A 26,691-nucleotide genomic window follows, 5' to 3' on the forward strand; every position below is an offset into this window, starting at 1 on the left:
GTCATATGGCACTGCTAGCGCAAGCGCTTCTTTAGTGACGGGCAAGGGAGGTTTTCTTGATGGCTCTTCGACATTTTGGCACGGCTGCTGCTGTTGCACTCACGGTTGGTCTCGGCGCCTCGCCGGCATTGGCCGTGACCGAAATCCAGTGGTGGCACGCGATGACCGGCGCCAACAACGACGTCATCGTCAAGCTCGCCAACGACTTCAACGCATCGCAGAGCGATTACAAGGTGATCCCGACCTACAAGGGCAACTACGCCGATACGATGAATGCCGGCATCGCGGCGTTCCGCGCCGGCAACGCGCCGCACATCATGCAGGTGTTCGAGGTCGGCACCGCCACGATGATGGCCGCGACCGGCGCCGTGAAGCCCGTCTACAAGCTGATGGCCGAGGCCGGCGAAAAGTTCGATCCCAAGATCTACCTGCCCGCCATCACCGGCTACTACTCCACCTCGAAGGGCGAGATGCTCTCGTTCCCCTTCAACTCGTCATCGACCGTCATGTGGGTCAATCTCGACGAGCTGAAGAAGGCCAATGTCGCGATCCCAAAGACCTGGCCCGAAACGTTTGAGGCCGCCAAGAAGCTCCATGACAACGGTCATGCGACCTGCGGGTTCTCCAATTCCTGGGTCACCTGGGTCAATCTCGAGCAGCTCTCCGCCTGGCACAACGTGCCGCTGGCGAGCAAGGCCAACGGCCTCGACGGCTTCGACACCAAGCTCGAGTTCAATGGTCCGCTCCAGGTCAAGCATCTCGAGAAGCTGGTCGAGCTGCAGAAGGACAAGACCTACGATTATGCCGGCCGCACCAACACCGGCGAGGGCCGCTTCACCTCGGGCGAATGTCCGCTCTATCTGACCTCGTCGGCATTCTTCGGCAACGTCAAGGCGCAGGCCAAGTTCGCCTTCACCGCGGTGCCGATGCCTTATTACCCCGACGCGAAGGGCGCCCCGCAGAACTCCATCATCGGCGGCGCTTCGCTCTGGGTCATGGGCGGCAAGCCGGCCGAGGAGTACAAGGGCGTTGCAAAATTCCTGACGTTCCTCTCGGACACCGATCGCCAGGTCTATATCCACAAGGCCTCGGGCTACCTGCCGATCACCAAGGCGGCTTACGAGAAGGCCAAGGCGGAAGGGTTCTACAAGGACCAGCCATATCTCGAGACCCCGCTGCTCGAGCTGACCAACAAGGAGCCGACCGAGAACTCCCGCGGCCTTCGCCTCGGCAACATGGTTCAGCTGCGTGACGTCTGGGCGGAAGAGATCGAGCAGGCGCTCGCCGGCAAGAAGACCGCCAAGCAGGCGCTGGACGCGGCCGTCGAGCGCGGCAATACCATGCTGCGTCAGTTCGAAAAGACCGCCGTCAAGTAAGGTCACGGATGGCAGGCCGGGCAACCCGGCCTGCCACTCCTGCGGGCATCATGCAAAAGCAAGCCATTTTCCAATCAAAGCTGTTGCCGTATGCGCTCGTTGCGCCGCAGCTCGCGATCGTCCTGATTTTCTTCTACTGGCCGGCCCTGCAGGCCGTGATCCAGTCCTTCCTGCAGCAGGACGCCTTCGGTCTGTCGACCACCTTCGTCTGGTTCGAAAATTACGTCGAGCTGTTCGGGGATTCCGCCTATTTCGAATCGATCCTCCGCACCTTCTTCTTCTCGTTCGCCATCGCGGTCTCGTCGCTGTCGTTCGCGCTGCTGCTCGCGGTCATGGCCGACAAGCCGCTGCGCGGCTCGATGCTGTACCGCACGCTGCTGATCTGGCCCTATGCGGTGGCGCCGCCGGTCGTCGGCGTGCTCTGGATCTTCATGCTGCATCCCTCGCTCGGCGTGATCGCGCGTTATCTGCGCGCCCTGGGCATCGACTGGAATCCGCTGCTCGACGGCGACCAGGCCGCAACGCTGATCATCCTCGCCGCCGCCTGGAAGCAGATCTCCTACAATTTCCTGTTCTTCCTCGCCGGCCTGCAGAGCATCCCGCGCAGCGTGCTCGAAGCCGCCGCGATCGACGGTGCCCGCCCGATGCGAAGGTTCTGGACCGTGACCTTCCCGCTGCTGTCGCCGACCATCTTCTTCCTCCTGGTCGTCAACATCGTCTACGCCTTCTTCGACACCTTCGGCATCATCGACACCATGACCCGCGGCGGCCCCGGCAAGTCGACTGAAACGCTGGTCTACAAGGTCTATTCCGACGGCCTGCTCGGCGGCAATCTCGGCAGCTCCGCGGCGCAATCGGTGGTCCTGATGATCATGGTCATCGTGCTCACCGGCATCCAGTTCCGCTTCGTCGAACGCAAGGTGACGTACTGATGGTCGAGGAAGAGGGCTTTCGGCGCTATGTCGCCCACGTCATCCTCTGGATCGGGATCGCGATCGTCGCGTTCCCGGTCTACATCGCGATCATCGCCTCGACGCAGGAGAACGCGCTGATCGCGAACGGCCAGATGTCGCTGCTGCCGGGCGGCCATTTCTTCGAGACCTACTACCAGACCATCTTCGTCGGCACGAGCGGCTCGACCCGCGAGCCGGTCGGCCACATGATGCTGAACTCGCTGGTGATGGCGCTGATGATCGCGGTCGGCAAGATCGCGATTTCGATCATCTCGGCCTATGCGATCGTGTATTTCCGCTTTCCGCTCCGCATGCCGATCTTCTGGCTGATCTTCATCACCCTGATGCTGCCGGTCGAGGTGCGCATCTATCCGACCTACAAGATCGTCGCCGACCTGCACATGCTCGACAGCTATGCGGGCCTCGCGCTGCCGCTGATCGCCTCGGCCACGGCGACGCTGCTGTTCCGCCAGTTCTTCATGACCGTGCCGGACGAACTCCTGGAGGCCTCGCGCATCGACGGCGCCGGCCCCTTGCGCTTCTTCTGGGATACGCTGCTGCCGCTGTCGCGCACCAACATGGCGGCGCTGTTCGTGATCCTGTTCATCCTCGGCTGGAATCAATATCTCTGGCCGCTGCTCATCACCACCCGCGACGACATGCAGACCATCCAGGTCGGCATCCGCAAGATGATCACCACCACCGACGCGCTGACCGAATGGCCGATTGTGATGGCGACCGCCGTGCTGGCCATGCTGCCGCCGGTGTTCGTCGTCGTCGTGATGCAAAAATTGTTCGTGCGCGGGCTGGTCGAGACGGAAAAGTAAGAAGCGAGTTTTCATGGCTAACGTCACCCTGCGCAACGTCCGCAAGACCTATCCCGGCGGCTTCGAGGCCATCAAGGGCGTCAACGTCGATGTCGGCGACGGACAGTTCTGCGTGCTGGTCGGACCGAGCGGCTGCGGCAAGTCGACCTTGCTGCGCATGGTCGCAGGCCTGGAGACCGTCACCGGCGGCGAGATCGACATCGGCGGCAAGGTCGTCAACCAGGTCGAGCCCGCCGATCGCGACATCGCGATGGTGTTCCAGAACTACGCGCTCTATCCGCATATGAGCGTCTACAACAACATGGCGTACGGCCTGCGCAACCGCGGCATGGCGGAGGCCGAGATCAAGACCCGCGTCGAGGAAGCCGCGCGCGTGCTCGAGCTGTCGCCGATGCTGGAGCGCAAGCCGCGCCAGCTCTCCGGCGGCCAGCGTCAGCGCGTCGCCATGGGCCGCGCCATCGTGCGCCAGCCGAAGGTATTCCTGTTCGACGAGCCGCTGTCGAATCTCGACGCAAAACTGCGCATCGCGATGCGGGTGGAGATCCGCAAATTGCAGCGCCGGCTCAACACGACGTCGATCTACGTCACCCACGACCAGCTGGAGGCGATGACGCTCGCCGACATTCTCGTCGTGATGAATGGCGGCCAGGTCGAGCAGGTCGGCAATCCCCTGGCGATCTACGAGAAGCCGGCGACCACCTTCGTCGCCTCCTTCATCGGCGCGCCGCCGATGAATCTGATGTCGACGCGGCCCGAGGAAATCCGCGCGCAGCTCGCCGGCAGCAGTGCTGCCGATGCCGGCATTCTCGGCATCCGTCCGGAAGACTTCGTCATTACCGACCAGACCCCGGCCGGCGGCGTCGCCTTGCCGCTGACCGTGGAAGCGATCGAGCGCGTCGGCGCGGAAACTTTCGTCTATGGCTCCCGCGAGCAGGAAGAGCAGCACCTCGCGGCCACGCCCGGGGAGCTGCCGCCCGGCGAGATCATCGTCCGCATTCCCGGAACCGATGCCCCCGCCATCGGCGCGAAAATCCGAGTCGCTGCAGTACGCAGCAAGCTGCATTTGTTCACCGGCGATGGCCGGACGCGGCTCGAGGCCTGAGGGTTCCGAGGCCTCCCAACTCAAAAACGCGAAAACAACCCCATGCACAGTAGAGGGGGCTTTGTTTTCGTTGGGAAAAATCCGCGACGGAAAGCCATCACGCCGGGGCTTGTCGGCTCAGCCCGTACGACATCGCGGACAGGCGTTCGGAGACATGGCTGACACATGGGTGACAGCAGAATGGACGGGCGGCCGACATGCCCCCAATCCACAGCATCCCGGCTACCTGCTTGAACCAACACGGGAACGTGCCCATATTGCGTCTCAAGGGGCGCCTCTATGGGCCCCGACACACCAAAGTCGCTTCCGCGAGGACTTTGTAAACTATGTCTCGTGTTCCCACGTTATCCAGTCCGTTCCTTCTGGGCTTCGACGAGATTGAGCGCGTGCTCGATCGCGTCGTCAAAGGCGCCGACGGCTACCCTCCCTACAATATCGAGAGGTGCGACCGATCGGACGGCCAGCCCGAGCGCTTGCGCATCACGCTGGCGGTCGCCGGATTTACGCGCGACCAACTCGATGTAACCATTGAGGAAAACCAGCTCGTGATCCGCGGACGGCAGCAGGATGACAAGTCCCGGCAATACATCCATCGCGGCATCGCCGCGCGCCACTTCCAGCGCACCTTCGTGCTGGCGGAGGGGATGCTGGTGCTGGGTGCGGATCTGAAGAACGGGCTGTTGTCGATCGATCTGGCCCGGCCTGAACCGGAGAGGATCGTTAAGACAATCGCTATCAATGAGCACGAATAATGGAACGAGTAGCGGACTCGACCGCTTAGTGTTGCAGAGGAGTCGAGACCATGAGTGAAGGTCACGTTGCGTTCGAATACGAAGCCAAGAACGTCTCGCCCGAGACGCTGGCAACCCTCGGCGAAGGCCATATCGCCTATGTGAAGCAGATCCGCTCGGAAGACGTGCCGGGCCTGTTTCCCGAAGCGCCGAAAATCGCGCCGGGCCTCAAGCTCTTCGCGCTCCACGCCGCCGACGGCACGCCGATCATGCTGACCGACAGCCGCGAAGCCGCGGTCGCCAACGCCTGGAGCAACGAGCTGCAAGCGGTGAGCGTGCACTGAGCGCGCGAACGTCGCACGAAGATTAGGATTTTGAGCGGGCATGCCTTTTTGCGAAGGCGTGCCCGTTTTTATTTTGAGTCATGAAGTTTTCCGTTCGTCATTGCAAAGAACACTTGCGACGAAGCAATCCAGAATCCCTCCGCGGAAAGACTCTGGATTGCTTCTGCGCTCGCAATGACGGCGTATAAGTATCGCACGCTCAGCTCTCGTGCCCCGGACGCAGCGCAGCGTCCCTTCGACGGTGCGCTGCAGAGCCGGGGCCCATGCGGTTGACTGCAATCCGTGAGGCGCTGGGTCCCGGCTCTGCGCAGCAACGCTTAAGCGTTGCTGCTTGTCCGGGACACGCGCCACTCTCATTCACTTCAGAAGACCAAGCCCTTCGCGCGCGGTGTCGACCGCCCATTTGTCGTTCGGCGGCAGCGCGAGCACGTTGTTGAAATCGGCGCGCGCGTGCTTTGGATCCGACATCATCATGTAGAGGAGGCCGCGATTGGCCAGGGCGGCCTGGTTCTTCGGATCGAGCCGGACTGCGTCGTTGTAGTCGGCGAGCGCACGCGTGTGCTCTCCCATGTCGCGAAGCAAGGCGGCACGGTTATTGTAGGCCGCCGAATTTGCCGGCTCCAATCGAACCGCTTCGTCGCAATCGGCGAGGGCGCGCTTGTCGTCACCCTTCCTGTGCCAGGCGAGGGCACGAGCGAGATAGGCTCTCGCGAAAGCCGGGGTCATCCGCGTGACCTCGTCAAACTCCCGGATGGCCCCGTCGGCATCGTCCTTTTTCAGGAGGATGACCGCCCGGCAATAATGGCCGCCGGCTTTGCCCGGCTCGAGGCGAACGGCGCTGTTGCAATCGTCGAGCGCCGCGTCGATTTCGCCCTTCCCGACATGGATCGTGCTGCGCAGCTCGTAGGGCCAAGCGGCGGCGGGATTACGCCGCATCGCCTCGTTGTAATCGGCGACGGCGTGGTCGGTGTCGCCCTTCGCGGCGTAGGCTTCACCTCTCATGACGGTGGCAAAATAGGCCTGCTTGGGATTGCGTTCGATCGCCTCGGTGAAGCCGACGATCGCACCCTCGAAGTCGCGCTTGTTGAAATATTCCTGGGCACGCGAGGTGTAGGATGGCCCATAGCCGGGATCGAGACGAATGGCTTCGTTGTAGTCGGCCATGGCGTGATCACGATCGCCTTTGGCGGAATAAGCGCGGCCGCGGCAATTATAGGCCCGCCCGAAATTCGGATCGATCCGGATCGCGGCGCTGCAATCCTCGAAGGCGTGATTCCAATCGTGCTTGAGGTAGTAGGCTTCGCCACGCAGTTCGTAGGCGACCGCGTTGGACGGGTCGGCCGCGATGATCTCGGACTTCTCCGCGATGACGCGGTCGTTGGAGGCCTCGTCAGCATGCGCTGCGGCCGTGGTGATCACGGACACGGAGCAAAGCAGACCAAAAACCCGGCCGATCGAACCGCACATCATCTCTAAAAATTCCCGCGCCAAATCGGCGCCGGGACGCACAACGATCAGAGCTGACGGAGACATGTCATGGCGCCCGGCCTCGACATTAGGTCGCAGCCGGCGCGGCTCGGGTTCGAACCGGAAGACTTACGCCGCGGTCGCCGGCGGCAGGGCCAGCACCGAGTAGATCGCCTGGGCATCGCGCGAGGCGCGGAGCTTCTTGGCGATGTCCTGGTCGCGCAGGAGGCGGGCGATGCGGGCGAGGGCCTTGAGGTGATCGGCGCCGGCGCCTTCGGGCGCGAGCAGCAGGAAGACCAGATCGACCGGCTGGCCGTCCATGGCCTCGAAATCGATCGGGCGGTCGAGCCGCGCGAACAGGCCAAAGATCTTTTCGAGCTTGGGCAGCTTGCCGTGCGGAATGGCGACGCCATAGCCGACAGCGGTGGTGCCGAGCTTCTCACGCTGCAGCAGAACCTCGAAGACCGAGCGCTCGTTCTGCCCGGTCAGCTCGGCGGCCTTGGCCGCGAGCTCCTGCAAGGCCTGCTTCTTGCTGTTGACCTTCAATGCCGGGAGAATCGCCTCGGGTGCGACCAGATCGGTAATCGGCATGGAGGCTTTCCGAGGTGAATTAAACCGTCAGGTTCCGAATTGGCCAGCTTGATAGACCAAGCCGAGCCAGCGTCAATAACGTGAAGCAGGAAGGGGACTTAGCCCAAAGTCCTGCCAAGTCCAGATGTGGGGGGCTTCTACTCCAACGCAATCCCGGTGCCAACTCCCGCGTGCGGCTTTGCCACGGTCATTGTTAAGGGCCGGGATCGTACGGAGCCCCGCCCCGCCTAACCGCCCGCCTTGCCATCGACCTTGCCGTCCACCTTGGCCCCCGGCGGATCGATCCAGCCGACATTGCCGTCCGCCCGGCGGTAAATGATGTTCACCCGGCCCGAAGAGCCATGCTGGAAGACCAGGCACGGGGCACCGCTGAGGTCGAGTTCCATGACCGCCTCGCTGACCGAGAGCTGCTTCAACGATGTGGTCTGCTCCGCGATGATCACGGGACTGTAGCCGGTGACGTCCTCCTCGCCCTCGCCGGGCGCCTCCAGCACGTAGGCTGTCGCGTCGAGCGCAGCCATGGCCTCGGAGGCGACATGGGCCTTGCGGGCGGAGCGGTCCTTGAGCCGGTTCTTGTAGCGGCGCAGCCGCTTCTCGATCATCAGCAGCGCCTGGTCGGCACTGGCATAGGCATCCGGCGCGTTCGAATCGGCCTCGAGCGTGATCCCCGAATCGAGGTGCAGGGCGCAATCGGTGCGGAAGCCGAAGCCGTCCTTGCTGAGCGTGATGTGGCCGGAATAATTGCCGTCGAAATATTTGCGCAGCACCTCGTCGGTGCGGTCGGCGACGCGGCCGCGCAGGGCCTCGCCGACGCTGATGCTCTTGCCCGAAATCCGAAGAGTCATGGGATGCCTCGCTTGATTTGCTCATCAGCCGCGACGACGCGTCACCGCGGCTGAAGTCGTTCCCTGCGCATGATCTCCCCACGAACCCGTTCCGCGTTGGTCGCGAGAGGAGACCGCTGTGCACTTTTTCGAATCATGCGCGTGCTTGGATCGGTTGCAAAGGGGAGCCGAGAGTAGCGCGATTTCGCGCCAGTGCAATCAGGCCGGTTCGGGATTGCGCGAGCGATCGGACAAGGCGGTGGAGAGGACGTTACCAAGGGCGCTCTGCTTGTCGCGGCGGCGTTGCACCGAGGAAGGAATGCGCATGGCTTCGCGGTACTTCGCGACCGTGCGGCGGGCAATATCAATGCCCGAAGCGCGCAAGCGTTCCACGATGGTGTCGTCCGACAGGATCGCGCTCGGCTCCTCCGAATCGATCAGCTGCTTGATGTGATGGCGCACCGCTTCGGCGGAATGCGCCTCGCCGCCGTCGGCCGAGGCGATCGAGGCCGTGAAGAAATATTTCAGCTCGAACGTGCCGCGGTTGGTCGCCATGTATTTGTTGGCGGTGACGCGGGACACCGTGGATTCATGCATCTGGATGGCGTCGGCGACGGCCTTCAGATTCAGCGGCCGCAGATGCGCCACGCCATGGGTGAAGAAGCCGTCCTGCTGGCGCACGATCTCGGTTGCTACTTTCAGGATGGTGCGGGCGCGCTGGTCGAGCGCGCGCACCAGCCAGGTCGCGTTCTGCAGCGCGTCGGTGAAATAGGACTTGTCGCCGTCCTTGCCGATCTTCTTCGACAGCTGCGAATAGTAGGTCTGGTTGACCAGCACGCGCGGCAAGGTGTCGCTGTTGAGCTCGACATGCCAGCCGCCGTCGGGACCCGGGCGGACATAGACGTCGGGCACCATGGTCTGCAGGCGCGCCGAACCGAACTTCATGCCGGGCTTGGGATTGAGGCGGCGGATCTCGCCGATCATGTCGGCGATGTCCTCGTCGTCGACGCCGCAGAGCTTGCGCAAGGCGGCGATGTCGCGTTTGGCGAGGAGGTCGAGATGCTCGACCAGGGCCTGCATCGCGGGGTCGTAGCGGTCGAGCTCGCGGAGTTGGATCGCCAGGCATTCGCTCAAATTGCGCGCACAGACGCCGGGCGGATCGAACTTTTGCAGCACGGCAAGGACGCCCTCGACGTCGGCTTGCGATGCGCCGAGGCGCTCCGCGGCCTGGCCGAGATCGGGCGGCAGATAGCCAGCCTCGTCGACGAGGTCGATCAGGTATTGGCCGATCATGCGCTGCGCGGGCGCGGTGAAAGCCACCGAGAGCTGTTCGGCGAGGTGGTCGCCGAGTGTCATCTCGGCCGCGACGAAAGCTTCGAGATTGTAGTCCTCGTCACCGGAGGCGCCGCCGCCCCATTCGGTGTAGGTGGTCGGCGCGGCGTCCTGGGCGTTGCGTGCCGCGGCCTCGGCCGGCTCCTCGGAGAAGACGTTGTCCAGGCCCGTGTCCAGGGTCTGCTCGATCTCGGCGCGGGTGCCGAGATCCTTGCTCATCCACTCTTCCTGGCCCGGCTCGAACGCCTCGCCCGGACCGCCGCCGGGCTCGTCCGCGTTGCCGCCGCCGAAATCGTCGTTGTCGCTGAACTGGCCCGCATCCGTGGGGGTCTCACCCGCGGGGGCCTCGTCATTGGCCCGTTCCAGCAGGGGATTCCGCTCGAGTTCCTCTTCCACGAAGGTCGTGAGATCGAGATTGGACAATTGCAGCAGCTTGATCGCCTGCATCAGCTGCGGCGTCATGACCAGCGACTGCGACTGCCGGAACTCTAATCTCTGCGTGAGCGCCATGAAGCTAGAACCGATCCCAAAAAGTTGGTCCGATTTTTGCTTATCCTAGTCCGGGCCCGATGTACACGTCTTGACGAAACGCAAAAACGGGCTAGAGGCGGAATTCCTCGCCAAGGTAAAGGCGGCGCACGTCCGGATCGGCCACGATCTCATCCGGGCTCCCCTCGGTCAGGATTTCCCCGGCATAGACGATATAGGCGCGATCGGTGAGGCCGAGCGTCTCGCGCACATTGTGGTCTGTGATGAGCACGCCGATGCCGCGATTGGTGAGATGGCGGACGAGGTCCTGGATGTCGCCGACCGCGATCGGGTCGATGCCGGCGAACGGCTCGTCGAGCAGCATGTAGTTCGGCCGCGTCGCCAGCGCGCGCGCGATCTCGACGCGGCGGCGCTCGCCGCCGGACAGCGCGATCGACGGCGATTTGCGCAGCCGCGTGATGTTGAATTCGTCGAGCAGCGAGTCGAGCTGCTGCTCGCGCTTCTTGCGCGAGGGCTCGACCACTTCGAGCACGGCGCGGATGTTCTGCTCGACGGTGAGGCCGCGGAAGATCGAGGCTTCCTGCGGCAGATAGCCGATGCCGAGCCGCGCGCGCTGATACATCGGCAGTTTCGTGACGTCGTGGCCGTCCAGCTCGATCGCGCCGCGATCGGCCTTGATCAGGCCCGTGATCATGTAGAACACGGTGGTCTTGCCGGCGCCGTTCGGACCGAGCAGGCCGACGGCTTCGCCGCGGCGCACATAGATGCTGACGCCGCGCACCACCTGGCGGCTGCCGAAGGCCTTTTCCACGCTATGCACAGCCAGGAAACCCGGCCGCTTCAGGAGCTGAGGCGCGGTCGCGCCATTGGACCTGCCGGCAGCCCTGACCGGGTGAACCGCCTGTGGGCTAGGCTCGGCTTGATAATCGGCTTCGTAGCCGTCCTGATAGTCAGCCTGGAACTGATCGGGCGCACGCGCCGGGTCGCGGGCGAGCGGCGGCGCATCGCGGATCGGGCTGGCCACGAGCCCGCCGACACTGTCACCGAGCGCGGTGATGTCCTGGCGCGCAAATCCTGGCCGGCCGCGCTTGGCGGGGCCCCGACGGAACATGCTGAAGAGATCGACCATCCCCGCCTTCTAAGCCTTTCGCGACGATCCTGCGCGACGATCCCGCGCGAAGTTGCGCGATCTGCCGCATCGGGCTTTCGATTCGCCGATGCAGCATGAGTGAAGGGATGTCTCATGCCCAGTGAAACACGCCCGAAAAGCGGCGGACCCCGCTTCGAAAGCCCTGGGCGCTAGATACAGTCTCGCCCGCCAAGCTTCAACCTCGGTTCGGCTGCATCCGAACCAAGTCTTTGAATTTATTTCGGTTTACTTGCGCCAGGCAATTGCAGAGGCGCTGCTCCGCCGCCCTTGCCCGAACCGCAATCATTGCCGGCGCCCTGGGGCAGCAAGACCTGAACCCTCCCGCTATCAGATTCCACCCGCGACACGCCGGTCGTCATGTCGACCTTCAGCCGATCGCCACGCATCACGTTCTTGCACTGCGTCATGACCACCTGCCCAGCGCCGCCGCCGAACATGGTGATGAGATTGGTCTTGGTGTCGAATATGGCGGTCTCGCCCGTCACCACCTGGTCTTTCTGGGTGACGACGACATTGCCGTGCGCCTCCAGCCGCTTGATCGAGGAACTGCCGCCCGGGCCTGGCTGCGCCGACTGCATCGGCGCCGTCGACTTCGCGCCCTTCGCGGGCTGCGGCGGCGTGGCCGGCTTGTCGCCGCCGCCCGATTCGTAAAACACCACCAGCGTCTTCGAGGTCATGGTGGTGTCGCCCTGGATGACCTTCACATTTCCGGCGAAGGTCGCCTCCTTCTTCTTGTCGCGCATCTCGAGCGAAGCGGCCTCGATCTGAATCGGCTGATCGCGGTTCTGCGAGAAGCCCTGCATCGCGTTGGGCACGCCCTGCATGGTGTTCTGCGCGATGGCCGCACCTGTGGCGACCAGAACGATGCCGACCGCAAGTGCAGCCGCGCTGATGATGGCGCGCCGCTGGTCGTCGCTGCGCGAAAAGATCTTGGTCATGAAAATCATCTTGAGTTGGCAGACTTGTTCTGAGGCGGACGTGTCTTTGCCGGCGGCGCGGGCTCGACCGGCGCAGGCTGTGCGGCGGCGGGGTCATCCAGCTTGTCCAGATGCATCACCACATTGCCTTCGAATCGGATGACGTTGCCGCCTTCCGTAATTCGCAGGCGATCCGCGGTCAGCGTGCCGTTGGTCAGCTTGACGTCGACACGCTCGTCCGAGGAGACCGTGCCCTTGTTCATGTCGACGAAGGCGGAGTTCAGCCGCGCCTCGTAGCCGGTGGAGGTGCGCAGGAAAATGTCCTTGTGCAGATCGAGCTGCTGCTGCTTGTTGTCGAAGCGGCCGGTGCGGGCATCGAGGAACAGGGTGGATTGATCCTCCATCAGCACTTTCGCACGGAGGTCGTTGAGATCGACATGATCAGGATCGGTGATGTCCTGCGTCGCGGTCTTGGCCCAGAGCTCGTAGGGCCGCTGATCCGGCGTGAAGCCGGACAGATGCGGCGATTCCATCGTGATCTTGGTGCCCGACACCACCATGTTCTCGACGGTGAGCGGCAGCTCGGGAATCCGGAATTTGTTGAAGAACGCGATGTAGATGATCACGGCCATGGCCACGACCACCGTCGCGGGGACCCAAACCCTGAGAATCCGCACCAGGCGGCTGTGGCGCGCCGCGCTGGCAAACTTCGCCGCAAGCGCGGCGTCGTAGGTGGGATTATGGGCCGAATTCACCTGAGCTCCTGAGGTGTCGCTCGCCAAGCCGGATCGAGGGTCGTCCCATTGTACCCCTCACCGCCCCAATATGCAGCCTTGGACGTCGCTGGCTGGCGTTGCAGGCTTGGCGTGGCCTGGACAGACCGCGCGAAAGTGTCCGAAACGGGGCGCGGTCCAGAGTCTAACCGGGGACCGGGGGCTCAGGAATGCGCGAAAATGTCCTCCTCCGCCCAGCCCTGGAGGTCGAGCAGGGCACGGGTCGGCAGGAAGTCGAAACAGGCCTTGGCGAGCGCCGTGCGGCCTTCCCGGACCAGCATGGCATCGAGCCGTTCGCGCAAGCCATGCAGATGCAGCACGTCCGAGGCAGCGTAGGCGAGCTGCGGCTCGGTCAGGCTGTCGGAACCCCAATCGCTGGACTGCTGCTGCTTGGAGAGGTCGACATTGAGCACCTCGCGGACGAGGTCTTTCAGGCCGTGGCGGTCGGTGTAGGTACGGGTCAGGCGCGAGGCAATCTTGGTGCAATAAATCGGCCCGGTCATGACGCCGAAGGTCTGGTACAGCACCGCGACGTCGAACCGCGCGAAGTGGAAGATCTTCGTGATGGCGGGATTGGCCAGCAGGGCCTTCAGGTTCGGCGCGTCGGTGTGCCCCTTCGGGATCTGCACCACGTCGGCGCTGCCGTCGCCGGGCGAGAGCTGCACCACGCAGAGCCGGTCGCGGTGCGGGTTGAGCCCCATGGTCTCGGTGTCGATCGCCACCGCTGTGGTGTAGCGCGTGAGGTCGGGCAGGTCACCGCGATGCAGGCGTACGGTCATGGCGTTTCAAAACCTCGGGTCGAATCGGTTGCGTCGGGCACAATAGCTAATTCGGATTGCCCGCGATGTAGCCATTGCCGGCGGGCCGCGCAAGCACGCGGTTCGGTCAGATCGCCGCCAGCATGATGCAGATCATCGCCGCGACCGTGATGCGCCGCGCCCGTGCAACCCCCCTCAGGGCGTCTTCTTCTGCGCAGGCGCGGCCGGCTTGGCAGGCGTCGCCTGGGCATGCGGCTGTGCCGATGCAGCTTCCGGCGTCGCGATCGCGATCGCGAACAGGCGCCATTGCCCGGCCACGATCTGAAACGTCAGATCGAACTGGATCTGCTGCGGCCGGGTCGGAATGTAACCTGCGAGGCGCAGCATCCCGCGCTGATCGAGCGCGGGCGCTTCGCTGAATTGCGGCGCCAGCAATGCCGCAGCATAGAGATCGAAATTGCGGCGCCGCAGGTCGAGAAAATTCAGGGCGAGGTCTGCGGCGGTGTTGCGCGCCTGGAAGTCGGGCGCCGCGAGGTCGCGCAACACCGTGTAATTGCCGGTGCGGTTGGCATCATTGAGCGTGAGCAGCGTCGAGCGGATCAGATAGAGCGCCTTCTCGAGCGTGACGGGCAGCGACGGCTGCGCCGGGGCCGGTCCGGGCGTCTTCTGCTGCGCCATCGCCCCGCTGCCGCAGGACAGCAGCAGCGCCAGTGCAATCACGGCTCGCACGATCAATCGCATGGCACGGCCCTTTGCATGCAATGGCCCTGCGGCCTTCACCAGCCGACGCGCATGCCGACGCGACCGCCCAAGCCGCCGCCGTTCGTGCCATAGGTCAGCCCGCCGCTGGCCTGCACGTGCTCGCTGACACGCAGCGCCGCACTCATGGAGAGCGCATTGGTGTTCTGGAACGTGCCCCAGTTCATGCTCATCGCGATCTTCTCGGACGGCATCAGCCAGGGCGAGCCGGACATCGCGAAGGCCATCGCGACACCGTTGACCGCCTTGCCGGTCCTGCCGTCGAGGTCGTTGAGCCGGGCATTGATGCCTGCGAGCTGGCTGTTAATGCCTGCGATATCCGCGGGGCTCGCAAACCCGAGCGCGCTGAGCGAGGTGGCGGCGAGATTGCCGGCAGCGTCAGTGGTGACGAGCTGCACGGGCCCTGATTGCGCGGCCGTGCTCGCGGCCGAGGTGACGCCTGACATCGTGTAGGTATTGCTCGCCGTCCCGTAAACCTGCTGGTTCGCGCGCGTCGCGGTGGCGCCATTGCCGATCGCGGTCGAGTTCGCGAAGGTTGCCGATGTGCCATTGCCGAAGGCCGACGAGTTTGCGCCGGTGGCATTGGCGCCGTTGCCTACGGCGGTGTTTGCGACACCGTTTCCGCTCGCATTGGCGCCGTTTCCGATGGCGGTGTTGAAGCTGCCGGTGCCGCTGGCATCAGATTGCGCACCGTTCGCGACGTTCCCCGAATTGGTGCCATGGGCATGCGCCAGATAGCCGGTCGCCGTGTTGAAGCTGTTGCTGCCGTAGGCGACGGCGGCGTTGCCGGTGGCGACGTTGTTGCTTCCGGACCCGCTCGCGTTGGTGTTCACGCCGGTCGCGATATTGAAGCTGTTGTCGCCGGTCGCGTTGGAGTTGGGGCCTGTCGCGATGTTGCCGCTGCCGTTGCCGTAGGCGTTGGCGTTGGTCCCCGTCGCGGTGTTGGCGCTGCCGTCCCCGTAAGCCCTGGCGACAAACCCGGTCGCAACATTTCTGCTGTTGTTGCCGGAGGCATTGGAACTGCGCCCGGTCGCAACGTTCCTGCTGTTGTCGCCGTTGGCCAGGGCGGTGAGCCCGGACGCGAGATTACCGCTGTTGTTGCCGCTGGCGTTGGCTCCGGCGCCGGCCGCGATATTGTTGCTGTTGTCACCGCTGGCCTGCGCGTTGTTTCCGGACGCCATGTTTTTGCTGCCGTCACCGCTGGCGATGGCTCCCGCTCCGGTCGCGCTGTTGAAGCTGTTGTTGCCGCTGGCGTTGGCATTGTTTCCGGTCGCAATATTGGAGCTGGTGTGGCCGCTGGCATTGGCGGAACCGACGGCAATATTGCTGCTGGCATTTCCGTCAGCGTAAGCGCCGCTCCCGATCGCGGAGTTGTTGCTGCCCGCACCCGGAGCGGAGGCGGAGGGCCCGCAGGCAAAATTGCCCCCTGAGCCGGCCGCACTGGCGCCTTGATCGGACAAGGTACCATCCACGCAGATGAACTGGGCCCGGGCTTGCGGCGCGCCGGCACAGGCCGCGATCGCGGCAAGCAATGCCGTCGCGAGACAGGCAGCGATTCGCGCGCGCGATGAAATCATCATGTTGGTCCCCACCCCGTCCTCCAACCATGCGACCGGCAAATGGCGCACGAAGAACGAAGACCGCCGTCACTTCCAGCCCCAGGCCGCCGCCGCGTCAAAACGATTGACGCTTGCGTGGCACGGCGACACTCAAAGCACGCAGTCCATGGCTTTGGAAGACGCCGGATGCGCGAGGGACCGCGCGGCATTGCGTCCTCCCATATTCATGGGGTGCGGGGCCGGCGCCCGGCTTCTCAGCCCGCGCACGCCTTTCGCGAAGCCGCCGAACGGTTGGTCGGATCGCGGGCTGTTGCACGGATCCCACAACCCGGCGCGAGCTTCGGATTCCGTCAGGAATGAGGGCCGTGCGCCCGTGAAAATCATGCGGGCCCACCCCATCTTCCGCTTTCTCTCCCCGCCCCCCGACGAAATCGAGATCCATGACCGAACAGACGCTCGCTGCGCCTATCGACGCCCCATCGGAACAGCCGCGCGGCTTTTCGCGCTACCAGGCGCTCCTCATCGCGCTGCTCGCGTTCACGCAGTTCACCATCATCCTCGACTTCATCATCATGTCACCGCTCGGCGCCATCCTGATGCCCGCGCTCGACATCACGGCCACCCAATTCGGCGTCGCGGTGTCGGCCTACGCGTTCAGTGCGGGCATTTCGGGCGTGCTGGCCGCCGGCTTTGCCGATCGCTTCGACCGCAAGCGCCTGCTGCTGTTCTTCTATGTCGGCTTCACGCTCGGCACCGCGCTCTGCGCGGCGGCGCCGAACTACCACGTGCTGCTGATGGGCCGGATCGTGACCGGATTGTTCGGCGGCGTGATCGGCTCGGTGGTGCTCGCCATCATCACCGACCTGTTCCCGCTGCAGATGCGCGGCCGCGTGATGGGGATCATCCAGACGGCGTTCGCGGCGAGCCAGGTGCTCGGCATTCCCGCCGGGCTGTTTCTCGCCAATCACTGGAGCTGGCATGTCTGCTTCATCGCGATCGTCGTGGTGTCGATCGCCGCGATCGCCATCATCGCCTTCGCCATGGAGCCGGTCGATGCGCATCTGAAGCTGAGGCAGGACAGAAACCCGTTCCACCATCTGATCGCGACGCTCGCGCAGCCGCGCTACACGCTGGCCTTCGCGGTCACGACGCTGCTGGCGACCGGCGGCTACATGCTGATGCCGTTCTCCAGCGCCTTCACCGTGCACAATCTCGGCATCGACATCACGCATCTGCCGACGATCTATCTCGTCTCCGGCCTGTTCAGTATAGTCACGGGGCCGCTGGTCGGCCGAGCCAGCGACGCGTTCGGCAAATACCCGACCTTCGTGTTCGGCTGCGTGATGACCGTGATCATGGTGCTGATCTACACCCATCTCGGCCACGTCTCGCTGGTGACTGCGATCGTCGTCAACGTGCTGATGTTCATCGGCATCTTCTCGCGCATGATCCCATCGCAGGCGCTGATGTCGGCGATCCCCGATCCGACCCAGCGCGGCTCGTTCAGCGCGGTCAGCGCCTCGCTGCAGCAGCTCTCCGGCGGCCTCGGCTCGGTGCTCGCCGGCACGATCATCGCGCAGGCGCCCGACGGGGCGCTGCTTCATTTCGACCGGATCGGCTACGTCGTCGTCGCCACGACGATCATCACGCTGGTGATGATGTATTTCGTGCAGAAGGCGGTGGCGGAGCGGGCGGGAAAGCGGGTGGTGTGAGGACGGATTGCCCGGTTGGCGACTATGCCGCGCCTGTCCAATAATAGTTATTGGGAGCGGCATTGGTGGAGCGAATTATCATGGCTGTGAGCGCGGATCTTGGCGAAGCCCTTGAAAAATTTGTAAAAAATCTAGTCGCGTCGGGTCGTTATCACTCCAAGAGCGAGGTGCTGCGGGAGGGCGTGCGGCTTATCCAGGAGCGTGAAGCCCGTCTGGCCGCGTTGGACGGTGCAATCGCGCGTGGGCTTGAGGACGCCAGTGCAGGGCGGGTCAAATCGAGCTCTGAGGTGTTTGACCGGCTGGAGGTGAGATTGGCCGCCAAGGCCGACCCCGCGTGATCGTCGTCATCACCGCGGAAGCGGAAGCCGACCTCGAAGAGATTGCGTGATATGTCGCTGGGCAGAGCCCGCGGAGCGCGCTCACGCTTATCCGCGCACTGCGCGAAAAGTGCGAATCCCTTGCTGACGCACCACGCGGCTACCCTTGGTCCCGCGCTACGAGCACAACGGTATTCGACGGCGACCGTTCGGAAGCTTTTTGATTTTCTACCGTGTCGGAATCGATGCGATCGAGGTGATCCACATCCTCCACCGCGCACGTGACTACGAGCCGCTACTCTTCCCGGAGGACTAGGGTGTCACGATCGACCGCTATGTGCAGCTCGCACAAGCACAAAATGGTGCCCAGGAAAGGACTCGAACCTTCACGGCCGTTAAGCCACTGGCACCTGAAGCCAGCGCGTCTACCAATTCCACCACCTGGGCATGCCGTTTGGGGCACGGAGGCGGTTACTACGGTTCGGTGACGCCGTTGTCAATTCATGCTTGCGGCCCGGTCGGGATGCCGATTGCGCATCGCAAACCGGCCCGATACAAGCCTGACAAGACGCACTCTTTTCCGCAGGATTGGCTCCCATGGCATCGAATCTGGAAACTCTCGTCACGGTTTTCGGCGGATCGGGGTTTTTGGGCCGGAATGTCGTCCGTGCCCTGTGCAAGCGCGATTATCGGGTCCGGGTCGCGGTGCGGCGGCCGGAACTGGCGGGCTTCCTCCAGCCCTCCGGCAGGGTCGGGCAGGTCCACACCGTGCAGGCCAATCTGCGCTATCCGGCCTCGGTCGAGGCGGCGCTGCGTGATTCGCATGTCGTGATCAATCTGGTCGGCGTCCTCACTGAAGCCGGCGAGCAGACCTTCGACGCGGTCCAGGCCAGGGGTGCCGAGACGGTCGCCAAGGCCGCGGCCGCGGCAGGGGCCCGGCTGGTGCATGTCTCCGCGATCGGGGCCGACGCCGAATCGCCCTCGCGCTACGCCAGGGCCAAGGCGGCCGGCGAAGCCGCGGTCTTGGCGGCGGTGCCCTCGGCCACGATCTTCCGCCCGTCCATGATGTTCGGCCCCGAGGACCAGTTCACCAACCGCTTCGCCGCGCTGGCCCGGATCTCGCCGGTGCTGCCACTGATCGGCGGCGAGACGAAGATGCAGCCGGCCTATGTCGGCGACGTCGCCACCGCGATCGCGGACGCCGTCGACGGTAAGGCCAAGGCGGGCGCCACCTACGAGCTCGGCGGGCCTGAAGTGCTGACCATGCGCGAGATCATCGAGGCCATCCTCGCCATCACCGATCGCGAGCGGATGCTGGTGCCGCTGCCGTTCGGCCTCGCCCGCTTCAAGGCCGCCTTCCTGCAATTCGCGCCGGGCGCGTTCAAGCTGACGCCGGACCAGGTCACGCTGCTCGAGCGCGACAATGTCGTGTCGGACGCGGCGAAGGCCGCCGGCCTGACGCTCGAAGGGCTCGGCATCCAAGCCGATTCGCTGGAAGCGATCGCCCCGCAATATCTCTGGCGTTTCCGCGCCGCCGGCCAGTTCCAGCGCAAGAGCGCGTGAGGAGCCGCCAAGAACGTGGTTGCCCGGCACAAGGCCGGGCATGACGAGCTTCGACGTCGCGACTGCTGTTACCTGAACTTCGCGCCTACCGGCCGAGCGCCAGCGCGATCAGGCCGAGCGTGCCGACGATGACGCGCCACCAGGCGAACACCACGAAGCCGTGCCGGGTGACGTATTCCAGGAACGTCTTGACCACGATGATCGCGGTGATGAACGACACCACGAAACCGATCGCGACGATGCCCATATGGTCCATCGTCATCTCGGAGCGGTTCTTGTAGAAGTCGTAGGCGAACGCGCCGATCATGGTGGGGATGGCGAGGAAGAACGAGAACTCCGCCGCCGCGCGCTTGTCGGCGCCCAAAAACATCGCGGCGACGATGCTGGCGCCGGATCGCGACACGCCCGGGATCATCGCCACACACTGCGCGATGCCGATATAGAGATACATCAGCAGTGGAAACCTCGTGGCGTCATGCTCGCGCGGCTTGAGATCGAGCTTGTCGACCCAGAGCAGGATGGCGCCGCCGACGATCAGCGTGAAGCAGACGACCCAGGGATTGAACAGCACGCTCTTGATGTATTTGCCGGCGACGAGGCCGACGATCACAGCGGGCAGGAATGCCACCAGCACGCCGATCACGAAGCGGCGCGAATAGGTGTCGCCCGTGAAGAAGCCGATCACGACGTCCCAGAGCTTCTTGAAATAGAGGCCGACGATGGCGAGGATCGCGCCGAGCTGGATCAGAACCGTAAACGAATCCCAGAACGCGCCTTCGCCGAGATGGAAGAAGCGCTCCGCGAGCAGCAGATGGCCGGTCGAGGATACGGGAAGGAACTCGGTCACGCCCTCGATGATGCCGAGGATCACTGCCCGTATTGCGTCTGACATATTTACGGTCCATTTCGGCTTGAAAAGCGGGGCTCTTCTCGCCTATTCGCCCCTATGCCGCAATCGCAAAATGCGACATCACGCCCTTGCCTCGCGGTTTTGAAGGACTAGTGTGGCACCGCACAAACATTGATGGATTCTTAAGCACCATCAAATAGTCAAAGGCTTCATGTTTACGCTGTTTCATCATCCGTTCTGTCCGCATTCGCGCTTCATCCGCTTGATCGCGGGCGAGTACGGGCTCGACCTGAAGCTGGTCGAAGAGCGCAGCTGGGAACGGCGCGAGGCATTTCTGCTGCTCAACGCGGCGGGGACGACGCCCGTCATGGTCGACGACGAGCAGCCACCCGTCCCGGGCGCGGCGATCATCGCGGAATATGTCGACGAAGCCTATGGCGCCGAGATGGGACCCAAGCGCCTGATGCCGGAGACGATTTCCGAGCGCGTCGAGGTGCGCCGGCTGATGGCCTGGTTCAACGAGAAGTTCTTCGAGGAGGTCTCGCATCCCCTCGTCACCGAGCGCATCTACAAGCGCTTCATGAGCGAGGAGAACGGCGGCGGTGCGCCTTCCGCCGACGTGATGCGCGCCGCCAAGGCCAATGTGCGCTATCATCTGGCCTATATAGGCTGGCTGGCGCAGACGCGCAATTTCCTCGCCGGCGACCGGCTCACTTACGCGGACCTCGCCGCCGCGGCGCATCTTTCGGCGATCGACTATCTGGGCGACGTGCCATGGAGCGAGGACGATTCAGCAAAGGCGTGGTACGCGCGGGTGAAGTCCCGCCCGTCGTTCCGTCCGCTGCTGAGCGAATGGCTGGCCGGCGTGCCGGCATCGCGGACCTACGTGGACCTGGATTTCTGAGTTCCGATCCGACTGAACTGAAAACGGCGCTCGCACGCGAAGCGCGTGCGCTCGGCTTCGACTGCATCGGCGTTACCGCACCCGGCACGATCGAGAACGCCGGAAGATACTTCCTCGAGTTCATCGCATCCGGCGGCCATGGCGACATGGACTGGCTGGCGGCACAGCCGGAGCGCCGCGTCGATCCACGCGGGCTGTGGAGCGACGTGCGCAGCGTGATCATGCTCGGCGTCAATTACGGCCCCGACTCCGATCCGCTCGCGGTTCTCACGCAGCGCACGCGCGCAGCGATCTCGGTCTATGCGCAAGGCGACGATTATCACGACCTCATCAAGAAACGGCTGAAGGCGCTGGCGCGCTGGCTGGTTGCGACCGCGCCGTCGGACGTGAAAGTGTTCGTCGACACCGCGGCGGTGATGGAGAAGCCGCTGGCGCAGACCGCGGGTCTCGGCTGGCAGGGCAAGCACACCAACCTCGTCTCGCGCGGGTTCGGCTCATGGCTGTTTCTCGGGGCGATCTACACAACGCTGGAGTTGCCGAGCGACGCCGCGGAGATCGATCATTGCGGCTCGTGCCAGGCCTGCCTCGACATCTGCCCGACCGCGGCATTCCCCGCGCCCTACAAGCTCGATGCGCGGCGCTGCATCTCCTATCTCACCATCGAGAACAAGGGGCCGATCCCGCGCGAATTCCGTAAAGCCATCGGCAATCGCATCTATGGCTGCGACGACTGTCTCGCCGCCTGTCCCTGGAACAAGTTCGCGCAGGAGGGACGCGAAGCGAAGCTCGCGGCGCGCGATGAGTTGCGCGCGCCGTCACTTTCCGAGCTGGCGCGGCTCGACGACGCCGCGTTTCGCGCGCTGTTCACAAAATCCCCGGTGAAACGCATCGGCCGCGACCGCTTCTTGCGCAACGTGCTGATTGCGATCGGCAACTCCGGGGAGGTCGCGCTGGCGGGCGAGGCGCGGCGATTGCTGGATGATGCCAGTCCGCTGGTGCGTGGGGCTGCGGTGTGGGCGTTGGGGCAGCTGGTGGAGCGGGAGGCGTTTGCGGCGCTGAGCCTGCATGCTCTCGATCGCGAGCCCGACGAGAGCGTTCGTGAGGAGTGGCAAGCCGCTTCCTAGCTCTCCGCTGTCATTCCCCGCGGAAGCGAGGAATCCAGTACGCCGCAGCTTCTCGATTCATCACGGCCGTCACGGAGTACTGGATCGCCCGCCCCAGTCGCAATTGCGCACAAGGCGGGCGATGACACCGTTGTTGAGGCCAATGTGTGCGCCTCCCACCCTTGATTTCTCCGCTCATTCCCGCAATCTCGCGCGCATGACAAACATGCCTTTCTTCACGCGCGACGGCGACACATTTCATCCGACGGAAGTCGCAAACGGTCCATGGGATCCGAAATCGCTGCATGGTCGCGTCATCGTCGGCCTGCTGGGCTTCGCCATCGAGGAGCGCCATTCCGGTCCCGACTTGGTGCCGGCGCGGCTCACCGTCGACATGTTTCGGCTGCCGACCATCGACAAGCCGATCGAGGTGACGACGCGCCTGGTGCGCGACGGGCTGCGCATCCGCGTGGTCGAGGCGGAATTCGTCTCCGGCGGAGTCAGCATGGCGCGCGCCTCCTGCCAGCTGCTGCGCAAGACGCAAAATCCGGACGGCAATGTCTGGTCGCCGCCGAACTGGGACGTGCCGAAGCCGTCAGACATTCCAAAACCTGCCGATCCCAGGCTCGGCATGAACGGCAAATGGACGACGCGCCCGATCGTCGGCCACATGGGCTCACTCGGACCGCGCCGGCTCTGGATGAGCGAGGTGCGCGAGCTCGTCGCCGGCGTGCCGATGACGCCGTTCGTCCACGTCGCCACCGGCGCCGATTTCGCCAGCCCCTTTGCCAATGCCGGCGACAAAGGTCTCGGCTACATCAACAGCGACGTGACGATCTATCTGCATCGCCTGCCGGTGACGCAGTGGATCGGTTTCGAGGTGGTGAACCACCACGCCACGGATGGCGTCGCGATCGGCGAATGCTGGCTCTATGACGAAGCGGGCCCGATCGGCACCGCAACGGTCGCAGCGCTGGCGCAGCGCAAGCCGATGGCGAATCCGTCGAAGCGGTAGGGAGCGCGCGCCTTTCTCCGCTTGTCATTCCGGGTTCGCGCTTCGCGCGCCCCGGAATGACGGTCAGGCAAGATGCCGCTGCATCTCCGGCCGCTGCTTCAATTCCATGCCCTGCTTGGCGACGATCTTCGCGATTCTTGCCGGCGCGAACTTCAGATCGACGAACGCCGGCGCCGTGTTGGCGACCTCGTGATAGCTGACGATCTGCCCCTCACGAAGCGTCATGATCGCCACGCCCTCGAACATCGCACGCGCACCATTCGCCTCCGGCAGCGTCGAGCGATAGCTGAAAGTGTAGCGCGCATAGAGCGTGGTGCCGTCGGTGACGGGGTCATGCATGTCCCAGCGAAAATCGGTCGCCGTGCGATAGAACCAGTCGTCGATCATCGCGGCGATCTTTTCGCGGCCTGCGAAGGCGCCGTAGAAGACGTCGTGATAGACGCCGTCCTCGGTGAAGAGCTCGGCAAAGGCGCGGCCGTTGCGTTGCTCGACGGCGTCGCAGAAAGCGCGCAGCATGGCGATGGTGGTCATCGTGTTATCCTCCCGGCGCTCTTCTTTCCCTCTCCCCTTGTGGGACAGGGGGAACAGTTTCACCCGATCTCGGCCACCGCGGCAAGAATCCGCGCGATGTCTTGCGGGCGGGAGAGGCGGTGGTCGCCGTCCTGGATCATGGTCAGCACGACGTCGTCGGCCGGCAGACGGTGCGTCAGCGCGAAGGCGTGCTGCCAGGGCACATCCGGGTCCTGGGCGCCCTGCAGGATGCGAACCGGGCAGCCGAGATCGATGGCGCTGCCGAGCACGAGATGGTTGCGCCCCTCCTCGATCAGCTTCCGCGTGATCGGATAGGGCGAGCCGTCGCCATAGTCCGACGGCCGCATCCAGACGCCCTTGGTCTCGATCTCCTGCTTCACAGCAGGCGAAAAATTCTTCCACATCAGCTCTTCGGTGAAATCGGGCGCCGGCGCGATCAGCACGAGCCCAGCAAGCGAGGCCTTGGCTTGTTGTTTCTCTTGCCGCTTCTTGATCTCGCGCGCGAGCAACAGCGCCATCCAGCCGCCCATGGAGGAGCCGATCAGAACCTGCGGCCCCTCGCAAAAGCGCTCGAACACCGCGACGCTATCCTCGAGCCAGCTGCCGATGGTTCCATCGGCGAAATCGCCGCCGGATTCGCCGTGACCGGAATAATCGAACCGGACGATGGCGCGGCCGTGATCCCGGGCCCAGGCGTCCAGCGCCAAGGCCTTGCCGCCCTGCATGTCCGACTTGAATCCGCCCAGCCAGACCAGGCCAGGCCCCGAGACATGGTCCTTCCCGGCACGGCGGCGCACCGCGATCCTGCGTGCGGACGGCCCCTCGCCAACGTTGATGAAGTCGGGCACGGCATCGGGAATTGCTGAAGTCATGGAACGTTTACTCTGGATGTGCGGTTTGAGCTGTCCGGGGTGCCTCCTGCGACGCGACCGGGATGCGGCTGCGCCCTTTGGGACGCTTGCGGAACAGACGCAAGGTGTCTATGTCGGTCAGCGTGCCCGGGCGTGGCCAAAATACCTCGCATTTGAGGGTTTTTCGCGTCCCGCACGAGCGACTTGCTTGCCGGCAACCGCAACTTCCTTCAAGATAGCCGCTTCTTTCACAACTTTGGAGAACCACCCATTCGCCGTCCTAATAAAGCTCCGCCCGCTGCCAGCAAAGACGGGCCGCGCATCAATGATGATATCCGCAATGCGCAGATCCAGCTGATCGACGCGGCCGGTGACAACAAAGGCACCGTCGAGACAGTTATGGCAATCCGCATGGCTCAGGAAGCCGGCATGGATCTTGTCGAGATCTCGCCGAACGTCAGCCCTCCCGTCTGCAAAATTATGGACTACGGGAAGTACAAGTATTCGGCACAGAAGAAAGCCGCCGAAGCCCGCAAGCGGCAGAAGACCGTCGAGATCAAGGAGATCAAGCTCCGCCCGATGATCGACGATCACGATTACGACGTGAAGATGCGCGCGATGCAGCGGTTCTTCGAAGAGGGCGACAAGGTCAAGATCACGCTGCGCTATCGCGGCCGCGAAATGGCGCACCAGGAGATCGGCACCAAGTTGCTGGACAAGATCAAGACCGACGTGGCCGAACTCGCCAAGGTCGAGCAGGACGCGCGCTTCGAGGGCCGCCAGGTCGTCATGGTGCTGGCGCCGCGCTGATTCCAGCACGTTAGGACGTTAAGAGGTTCAACGGCCCGTCCGGATTTCCGGCGGGCCGTTTTGTTTTAGCAAAGGTGCAACCCGCAAGCGCTGCTGCAACTCGCCCGCTTGCGGGAGAGAGAGCGCACCGAGCGCCTGGCGACAGTTACGTCCGTGTCGCCTGCCAGGTGCCGCTGCAGGCGTCGCCGGAAATGACGCCCTTCCACGAGCCGGCGCCGTTGACCCCAGCGAGCCGGCCGCCACCGTTGGCATGGGACGCGCCGACCGAGACCTGGACCGCGACCGCGCCGCCGCGCCTGACCGTGCCGGAGACCCGGCCGCCGCCGGCGGACGAGACCCGGCTACCCGTGACGGTGAAGGGCACGCTGTAGCCCGAGCTGCAATTGCCCCTTGTGGTGGCGAAGGTGACATTCCAGATGCCGTCATAGCCGCCGGCACGGGCATCGGCGGTCGATGGCAGCGCGGCCGTGGCCAGCACGGCGAACAGCGCCAGATGGCGCGGGCGGGCGAAACCGGTCAGAGACGAAAGCAATTGGGAAAAATCGGCCATTGTGGTCCTGCTCCAGGCGACAAACTTGGACATGAGGGCAGCATTTCCGGATAGTCGCGGGGCGGGTTCCGGTGGTTCATCGTTGCCAATTGGCTTGTCCTCTGCCATAAGCCCAGCCTTCATCGCCCGGCTGATTAAGGGCTGCCGTGGCGGTGTTTCGTGCGGGTTTCGCGCTTGTTCGTAAAACCTGAGCACAATCAACGCTCTAACGAGCATTTTTGACGGCCAGCCGCCTTCGCGGGCGGAACTCTGTGGCCATTAGGAGAGCCAAATGCCCAAGCTGAAGACCAAATCGGGCGCTAAAAAGCGCTTCAAGGTGACTGCCACCGGCAAAGTGATGCACGCCCAGCGCGGCAAGCGTCACGGCATGATCAAGCGGACGAAGAAGCAGATCCGTCAGCTCCGCGGCACCCGCGTGCTGTTCAAGACCGACGGCGACAACGTCAAGAAGTACTTCTTGCCGAACGCCTGATCGCGTCCCCGATCATTGCCAACCGTGCCGCGTGTTGCGCGGCAATCCGATAACCAAAGTC

The 26,691-nt window shown here is 64.1% G+C and carries 28 protein-coding genes, 1 tRNA gene and 1 pseudogene; 15 read left to right on the forward strand and 15 right to left on the reverse strand.

The genetic code is table 11. The annotated features are described in order from the left end of the window. Positions 1 to 59: 59 nt before the first annotated feature. From ugpB to ML401_RS00540, 6 genes are all read left to right on the forward strand, one after another. On the forward strand, positions 60 to 1,376 hold the full coding sequence (ugpB, locus tag ML401_RS00515; RefSeq protein WP_211415266.1) for a sn-glycerol-3-phosphate ABC transporter substrate-binding protein UgpB: 1,317 nt from the start codon (positions 60 to 62) through the stop codon (positions 1,374 to 1,376). A 50-nt stretch (positions 1,377 to 1,426) separates the two neighbouring features. Next, the gene (ugpA, locus tag ML401_RS00520) at positions 1,427 to 2,308 is read left to right on the forward strand and encodes a sn-glycerol-3-phosphate ABC transporter permease UgpA (RefSeq protein ID WP_194405185.1); all 882 of its coding nucleotides are present in this window, start codon (positions 1,427 to 1,429) and stop codon (positions 2,306 to 2,308) included. Next, positions 2,308 to 3,156 (forward strand): sn-glycerol-3-phosphate ABC transporter permease UgpE, encoded by an 849-nt coding sequence (gene ugpE, locus ML401_RS00525; RefSeq protein WP_194405186.1) that lies wholly within the window; start codon positions 2,308 to 2,310, stop codon positions 3,154 to 3,156. The genes ugpA and ugpE overlap by 1 nt, the downstream gene beginning before the upstream one ends. 13 nt (positions 3,157 to 3,169) lie before the next feature. Continuing rightward, positions 3,170 to 4,258, forward strand: a complete 1,089-nt coding sequence (locus tag ML401_RS00530; RefSeq protein ID WP_285808995.1) for a sn-glycerol-3-phosphate import ATP-binding protein UgpC — start codon at positions 3,170 to 3,172, stop codon at positions 4,256 to 4,258. Positions 4,259 to 4,584: 326 nt separating this feature from the next. Then, positions 4,585 to 5,010 carry an Hsp20 family protein gene (locus ML401_RS00535; RefSeq protein WP_028133593.1) on the forward strand — a complete coding sequence of 142 codons (426 nt, stop codon included), beginning with the start codon at positions 4,585 to 4,587 and terminating at the stop codon, positions 5,008 to 5,010. Between the two features lie 50 nt (positions 5,011 to 5,060). Continuing rightward, positions 5,061 to 5,333 (forward strand): DUF1150 domain-containing protein, encoded by a 273-nt coding sequence (locus ML401_RS00540; protein WP_011083553.1) that lies wholly within the window; start codon positions 5,061 to 5,063, stop codon positions 5,331 to 5,333. 357 nt (positions 5,334 to 5,690) lie between these two features. Here the strand turns inward: ML401_RS00540 and ML401_RS00545 are convergent, their stop codons facing one another. The 10 genes from ML401_RS00545 to ML401_RS00590 form a co-directional block, all read right to left on the reverse strand. Then, positions 5,691 to 6,866, reverse strand: coding sequence for a tetratricopeptide repeat protein (locus ML401_RS00545; protein WP_313754071.1), 1,176 nt, complete (start codon positions 6,864 to 6,866; stop codon positions 5,691 to 5,693). A 63-nt stretch (positions 6,867 to 6,929) separates the two neighbouring features. After that, positions 6,930 to 7,391 (reverse strand): PTS IIA-like nitrogen regulatory protein PtsN, encoded by a 462-nt coding sequence (gene ptsN, locus ML401_RS00550; protein ID WP_008141251.1) that lies wholly within the window; start codon positions 7,389 to 7,391, stop codon positions 6,930 to 6,932. 227 nt (positions 7,392 to 7,618) lie between these two features. Further along, positions 7,619 to 8,236 (reverse strand): ribosome hibernation-promoting factor, HPF/YfiA family, encoded by a 618-nt coding sequence (gene hpf / locus ML401_RS00555; RefSeq protein WP_211415263.1) that lies wholly within the window; start codon positions 8,234 to 8,236, stop codon positions 7,619 to 7,621. A gap of 198 nt (positions 8,237 to 8,434) precedes the next feature. Then, positions 8,435 to 10,057, reverse strand: a complete 1,623-nt coding sequence (gene rpoN, locus ML401_RS00560) for an RNA polymerase factor sigma-54 (RefSeq protein WP_212064865.1) — start codon at positions 10,055 to 10,057, stop codon at positions 8,435 to 8,437. A gap of 91 nt (positions 10,058 to 10,148) precedes the next feature. After that, the gene (gene lptB, locus ML401_RS00565; protein WP_285809012.1) at positions 10,149 to 11,165 is read right to left on the reverse strand and encodes an LPS export ABC transporter ATP-binding protein; all 1,017 of its coding nucleotides are present in this window, start codon (positions 11,163 to 11,165) and stop codon (positions 10,149 to 10,151) included. 236 nt (positions 11,166 to 11,401) lie between these two features. After that, positions 11,402 to 12,133 (reverse strand): LptA/OstA family protein, encoded by a 732-nt coding sequence (locus ML401_RS00570; RefSeq protein ID WP_376717333.1) that lies wholly within the window; start codon positions 12,131 to 12,133, stop codon positions 11,402 to 11,404. Further along, entirely contained in the window at positions 12,130 to 12,858 is a 729-nt protein-coding gene (gene lptC, locus ML401_RS00575) for an LPS export ABC transporter periplasmic protein LptC (RefSeq protein ID WP_285809014.1), read from the reverse strand. The genes ML401_RS00570 and lptC overlap by 4 nt, the downstream gene beginning before the upstream one ends. Before the next feature lie 182 nt (positions 12,859 to 13,040). Beyond that, a complete protein-coding gene (locus ML401_RS00580; protein ID WP_194405193.1) occupies positions 13,041 to 13,655 on the reverse strand; it encodes a ribonuclease D in 615 nt (204 codons plus the stop codon). A gap of 174 nt (positions 13,656 to 13,829) precedes the next feature. Further along, positions 13,830 to 14,375: a hypothetical protein gene (locus tag ML401_RS00585; protein ID WP_285809016.1), complete on the reverse strand. Its 546-nt coding sequence runs from the start codon at positions 14,373 to 14,375 to the stop codon at positions 13,830 to 13,832. Positions 14,376 to 14,410: 35 nt separating this feature from the next. Then, positions 14,411 to 15,973, reverse strand: a complete 1,563-nt coding sequence (locus tag ML401_RS00590; protein WP_285809018.1) for a hypothetical protein — start codon at positions 15,971 to 15,973, stop codon at positions 14,411 to 14,413. A 419-nt stretch (positions 15,974 to 16,392) separates the two neighbouring features. Between ML401_RS00590 and ML401_RS00595 the strand changes: the two genes are divergently transcribed. The 3 genes and pseudogenes from ML401_RS00595 to ML401_RS00605 all read left to right on the forward strand — a co-directional run bounded on the left by ML401_RS00595 (position 16,393) and on the right by ML401_RS00605 (position 18,297). Then, positions 16,393 to 17,664, forward strand: a complete 1,272-nt coding sequence (locus ML401_RS00595; protein WP_285809020.1) for an MFS transporter — start codon at positions 16,393 to 16,395, stop codon at positions 17,662 to 17,664. Between the two features lie 80 nt (positions 17,665 to 17,744). Then, entirely contained in the window at positions 17,745 to 18,002 is a 258-nt protein-coding gene (locus ML401_RS00600) for a type II toxin-antitoxin system ParD family antitoxin (protein ID WP_285809022.1), read from the forward strand. Next, positions 17,999 to 18,297, forward strand: a pseudogene (locus ML401_RS00605) (type II toxin-antitoxin system RelE/ParE family toxin). Before ML401_RS00600 ends, ML401_RS00605 begins: the two are co-directional and overlap by 4 nt. Positions 18,298 to 18,341: 44 nt before the next feature. On the opposite strand, the gene ML401_RS00610 reads toward ML401_RS00605, so the two are convergent. Further along, positions 18,342 to 18,428: transfer RNA gene (locus ML401_RS00610), tRNA-Leu, on the reverse strand. Between the two features lie 150 nt (positions 18,429 to 18,578). Here ML401_RS00610 and ML401_RS00615 point away from each other — a divergent pair. Beyond that, on the forward strand, positions 18,579 to 19,544 hold the full coding sequence (locus ML401_RS00615) for a complex I NDUFA9 subunit family protein (protein WP_285809024.1): 966 nt from the start codon (positions 18,579 to 18,581) through the stop codon (positions 19,542 to 19,544). Between the two features lie 85 nt (positions 19,545 to 19,629). Here the strand turns inward: ML401_RS00615 and ML401_RS00620 are convergent, their stop codons facing one another. After that, positions 19,630 to 20,436 (reverse strand): undecaprenyl-diphosphate phosphatase, encoded by an 807-nt coding sequence (locus tag ML401_RS00620; protein ID WP_211415254.1) that lies wholly within the window; start codon positions 20,434 to 20,436, stop codon positions 19,630 to 19,632. Positions 20,437 to 20,605: 169 nt separating this feature from the next. Between ML401_RS00620 and ML401_RS00625 the strand changes: the two genes are divergently transcribed. From ML401_RS00625 to ML401_RS00635, 3 genes are all read left to right on the forward strand, one after another. Beyond that, positions 20,606 to 21,298 carry a glutathione S-transferase family protein gene (locus ML401_RS00625; RefSeq protein WP_211415253.1) on the forward strand — a complete coding sequence of 231 codons (693 nt, stop codon included), beginning with the start codon at positions 20,606 to 20,608 and terminating at the stop codon, positions 21,296 to 21,298. Further along, entirely contained in the window at positions 21,247 to 22,422 is a 1,176-nt protein-coding gene (queG, locus tag ML401_RS00630; RefSeq protein WP_212064859.1) for a tRNA epoxyqueuosine(34) reductase QueG, read from the forward strand. The genes ML401_RS00625 and queG overlap by 52 nt, the downstream gene beginning before the upstream one ends. A gap of 196 nt (positions 22,423 to 22,618) precedes the next feature. Continuing rightward, positions 22,619 to 23,416: a thioesterase family protein gene (locus ML401_RS00635; RefSeq protein WP_259218274.1), complete on the forward strand. Its 798-nt coding sequence runs from the start codon at positions 22,619 to 22,621 to the stop codon at positions 23,414 to 23,416. A gap of 63 nt (positions 23,417 to 23,479) precedes the next feature. Here ML401_RS00635 and ML401_RS00640 read toward each other — a convergent pair whose 3' ends face one another. Both ML401_RS00640 and ML401_RS00645 read right to left on the reverse strand, forming a co-directional pair. Next, positions 23,480 to 23,947: a nuclear transport factor 2 family protein gene (locus ML401_RS00640; protein ID WP_212064857.1), complete on the reverse strand. Its 468-nt coding sequence runs from the start codon at positions 23,945 to 23,947 to the stop codon at positions 23,480 to 23,482. Between the two features lie 59 nt (positions 23,948 to 24,006). After that, positions 24,007 to 24,819, reverse strand: a complete 813-nt coding sequence (locus ML401_RS00645; protein ID WP_212064856.1) for a carboxylesterase — start codon at positions 24,817 to 24,819, stop codon at positions 24,007 to 24,009. Positions 24,820 to 25,068: 249 nt separating this feature from the next. Between ML401_RS00645 and infC the strand changes: the two genes are divergently transcribed. Further along, positions 25,069 to 25,608 (forward strand): translation initiation factor IF-3, encoded by a 540-nt coding sequence (gene infC / locus ML401_RS00650; protein ID WP_080672213.1) that lies wholly within the window; start codon positions 25,069 to 25,071, stop codon positions 25,606 to 25,608. A 145-nt stretch (positions 25,609 to 25,753) separates the two neighbouring features. Here the strand turns inward: infC and ML401_RS00655 are convergent, their stop codons facing one another. Next, positions 25,754 to 26,158 carry a hypothetical protein gene (locus tag ML401_RS00655; protein WP_211415249.1) on the reverse strand — a complete coding sequence of 135 codons (405 nt, stop codon included), beginning with the start codon at positions 26,156 to 26,158 and terminating at the stop codon, positions 25,754 to 25,756. Between the two features lie 271 nt (positions 26,159 to 26,429). Here ML401_RS00655 and rpmI point away from each other — a divergent pair, with 271 nt between their 5' ends. Next, positions 26,430 to 26,630, forward strand: coding sequence for a 50S ribosomal protein L35 (gene rpmI / locus ML401_RS00660; RefSeq protein ID WP_008539890.1), 201 nt, complete (start codon positions 26,430 to 26,432; stop codon positions 26,628 to 26,630). Positions 26,631 to 26,691 lie beyond the last annotated feature (61 nt).

Origin of the sequence: Bradyrhizobium sp. 62B, from assembly GCF_030272265.2 — a bacterium.
Taxonomy (GTDB): Bacteria; Pseudomonadota; Alphaproteobacteria; order Rhizobiales; family Xanthobacteraceae; genus Bradyrhizobium.

What these genes read in the sequence shown, in the direction of transcription:
- ptsN (WP_008141251.1), bottom strand. Translation starts at nt 7,391, where the DNA reads ATGCCGATTACCGATCTGGTCGCACCCGAGGCGATTCTCCCGGCATTG.
- ML401_RS00590 (WP_285809018.1), bottom strand. Translation starts at nt 15,973, where the DNA reads ATGATGATTTCATCGCGCGCGCGAATCGCTGCCTGTCTCGCGACGGCA.
- ML401_RS00635 (WP_259218274.1), top strand. Translation starts at nt 22,619, where the DNA reads ATGACAAACATGCCTTTCTTCACGCGCGACGGCGACACATTTCATCCG.
- ML401_RS00655 (WP_211415249.1), bottom strand. Translation starts at nt 26,158, where the DNA reads ATGGCCGATTTTTCCCAATTGCTTTCGTCTCTGACCGGTTTCGCCCGC.
- queG (WP_212064859.1), top strand. Translation starts at nt 21,247, where the DNA reads ATGGCTGGCCGGCGTGCCGGCATCGCGGACCTACGTGGACCTGGATTT.
- hpf (WP_211415263.1), bottom strand. Translation starts at nt 8,236, where the DNA reads ATGACTCTTCGGATTTCGGGCAAGAGCATCAGCGTCGGCGAGGCCCTG.
- ML401_RS00600 (WP_285809022.1), top strand. Translation starts at nt 17,745, where the DNA reads ATGGCTGTGAGCGCGGATCTTGGCGAAGCCCTTGAAAAATTTGTAAAA.
- ML401_RS00585 (WP_285809016.1), bottom strand. Translation starts at nt 14,375, where the DNA reads ATGCGATTGATCGTGCGAGCCGTGATTGCACTGGCGCTGCTGCTGTCC.
- ML401_RS00615 (WP_285809024.1), top strand. Translation starts at nt 18,579, where the DNA reads ATGGCATCGAATCTGGAAACTCTCGTCACGGTTTTCGGCGGATCGGGG.
- ML401_RS00580 (WP_194405193.1), bottom strand. Translation starts at nt 13,655, where the DNA reads ATGACCGTACGCCTGCATCGCGGTGACCTGCCCGACCTCACGCGCTAC.
- ugpE (WP_194405186.1), top strand. Translation starts at nt 2,308, where the DNA reads ATGGTCGAGGAAGAGGGCTTTCGGCGCTATGTCGCCCACGTCATCCTC.
- lptB (WP_285809012.1), bottom strand. Translation starts at nt 11,165, where the DNA reads ATGGTCGATCTCTTCAGCATGTTCCGTCGGGGCCCCGCCAAGCGCGGC.
- ML401_RS00530 (WP_285808995.1), top strand. Translation starts at nt 3,170, where the DNA reads ATGGCTAACGTCACCCTGCGCAACGTCCGCAAGACCTATCCCGGCGGC.
- rpoN (WP_212064865.1), bottom strand. Translation starts at nt 10,057, where the DNA reads ATGGCGCTCACGCAGAGATTAGAGTTCCGGCAGTCGCAGTCGCTGGTC.
- ML401_RS00625 (WP_211415253.1), top strand. Translation starts at nt 20,606, where the DNA reads ATGTTTACGCTGTTTCATCATCCGTTCTGTCCGCATTCGCGCTTCATC.
- rpmI (WP_008539890.1), top strand. Translation starts at nt 26,430, where the DNA reads ATGCCCAAGCTGAAGACCAAATCGGGCGCTAAAAAGCGCTTCAAGGTG.
- ML401_RS00640 (WP_212064857.1), bottom strand. Translation starts at nt 23,947, where the DNA reads ATGACCACCATCGCCATGCTGCGCGCTTTCTGCGACGCCGTCGAGCAA.
- ML401_RS00645 (WP_212064856.1), bottom strand. Translation starts at nt 24,819, where the DNA reads ATGACTTCAGCAATTCCCGATGCCGTGCCCGACTTCATCAACGTTGGC.
- ML401_RS00540 (WP_011083553.1), top strand. Translation starts at nt 5,061, where the DNA reads ATGAGTGAAGGTCACGTTGCGTTCGAATACGAAGCCAAGAACGTCTCG.
- ML401_RS00545 (WP_313754071.1), bottom strand. Translation starts at nt 6,866, where the DNA reads ATGTCTCCGTCAGCTCTGATCGTTGTGCGTCCCGGCGCCGATTTGGCG.
- ugpB (WP_211415266.1), top strand. Translation starts at nt 60, where the DNA reads ATGGCTCTTCGACATTTTGGCACGGCTGCTGCTGTTGCACTCACGGTT.
- ugpA (WP_194405185.1), top strand. Translation starts at nt 1,427, where the DNA reads ATGCAAAAGCAAGCCATTTTCCAATCAAAGCTGTTGCCGTATGCGCTC.
- ML401_RS00620 (WP_211415254.1), bottom strand. Translation starts at nt 20,436, where the DNA reads ATGTCAGACGCAATACGGGCAGTGATCCTCGGCATCATCGAGGGCGTG.
- ML401_RS00570 (WP_376717333.1), bottom strand. Translation starts at nt 12,133, where the DNA reads ATGATTTTCATGACCAAGATCTTTTCGCGCAGCGACGACCAGCGGCGC.
- ML401_RS00535 (WP_028133593.1), top strand. Translation starts at nt 4,585, where the DNA reads ATGTCTCGTGTTCCCACGTTATCCAGTCCGTTCCTTCTGGGCTTCGAC.
- ML401_RS00595 (WP_285809020.1), top strand. Translation starts at nt 16,393, where the DNA reads ATGACCGAACAGACGCTCGCTGCGCCTATCGACGCCCCATCGGAACAG.